We start from the raw sequence: 1,486 nt of genomic DNA, 5'->3' as shown, positions 1-1,486 counted from the left end.
CCGGCCACCAATAGAAATGAGTCAAACCACTAATTAGCTGTTTGAGATTTAACAGTTTTCGACATCGTTCAAATAAAACAGCTTCTAATTCATCTAAGCTTTTAAAACAGCGGTTGGCTATCGGTTCATTTGTCAATGGCCACAGTCTTTCAGCAGGTTGCAGTTCGGGTGAGTGGGAAGGCAGACAATATAAATGTATGCCGTCGGGGATTTTCACGCTTTCACTAAAATGCCATCCGGCTCCATCCACTACTAAAACCATTCTTTTTTTCGAGCCTACTTTCCAATGTCGGGCAAAATCTGCTAAAACTCGCTCGAAAAGCTGGCTATTGACAAACGGTAGTATCCACCAATAGGTTTCTCCGCTACTCGGATGTACGAAACCATATAACCATAACCATTGAAACCGCCAGTTAACCACAGCCGTAGCATTACTAAACTCATCCACCCATTCTCGCCTCAACACAGGTTTCAATCCGAGCCGATGTTCGTCCATTGACCACACTTCTACGTCGCTTGAAGGGTTCTGCTTCTTGATTTTCTTGACGAACCGACCCAGATTTTTTTTTCCATTCCTCTTGTTCGAGGAGATCTGATTCCTGATGTTCCGGGCGAGGAACTCTCAATCGAAACTTCATTGACTTGAGATATTCCCACCCTATGCAGACGACAGACTTTTTCACCCTTGAGTTCACTCATCCAATCGGCTACTTTACGACCATTCCACAGCCCGCCATCTGGGGGTGGCTGCTGTAGGACTTGCCACAATTGAGCTTGTTCCACATCATTCAGCAGAGGGTCACAATCGGTATTTTTGCAACGTTGATCTCCGAGGGATTCAGGTCCTAAATGGTTGTATCCCCGGACTAATTCGTAAATCCAACCGCGACTATAACCTGTCACGGCCATCACTTCTGCGCTCGTTTTGCCGCAAGCTAAGAGCCAAATAATTTGGTAATGATGGGCCTGGGTGGTTGTTTTAGCTTCACGGAAACGAGCAATCAAGTTCTTCTACACTCAGATGGGGCGCGATCGCAATTCGTTTCGGCATTCTTTATCTGACGGGGGTAGTGTTCCTCACTATTATATCACTCTCAATCGACCGGACATGATATCAGATATTCGGTGACTTTTAGCTGTTGTTGTAGGTGGATTTGGTAAAATGAAGGAAGCATATTTAATAGATGGGGATTTTTCACAATCACGACCCCATCTTTTTTTACCACAAAAGCTCCAAAAGCTCTACAGATAATGCTTTCGGCGGGGTGGTCACCCCGTCAGCTACCACAGTCTAGTAAAGAACTTTAAGCTAACTCTATCTCATGCAACAACTAAAATTAACCTCTGCTTTGTCAGGCTAATTTTGAAGCGGCTTGCCGCCGCTTCCTGAGATCTCAAATGGGTTCTATCCCACATTCCGCACCCCAACTGTCACATGGGGTGCGGGCGGGCTGTAAATTCCGTGGGATGGTTTAGCGCGAACCGA

The 1,486-nt window shown here is 45.8% G+C and carries 1 pseudogene; it reads right to left on the bottom strand.

Annotation, left to right across the window (positions count from 1 at the left end):
- Positions 1-1,051, bottom strand: a pseudogene (locus QUA62_RS29160) (IS630 family transposase); the annotation flags it as partial.
- Positions 1,052-1,486: the final 435 nt, after the last annotated feature.

It is taken from the genome of Microcoleus sp. MON1_C1 (genome assembly GCF_036701945.1).
Taxonomy (GTDB): domain Bacteria; phylum Cyanobacteriota; class Cyanobacteriia; order Cyanobacteriales; family Microcoleaceae; genus Microcoleus.
This window is presented reverse-complemented; position numbering and strand designations above follow the sequence as displayed.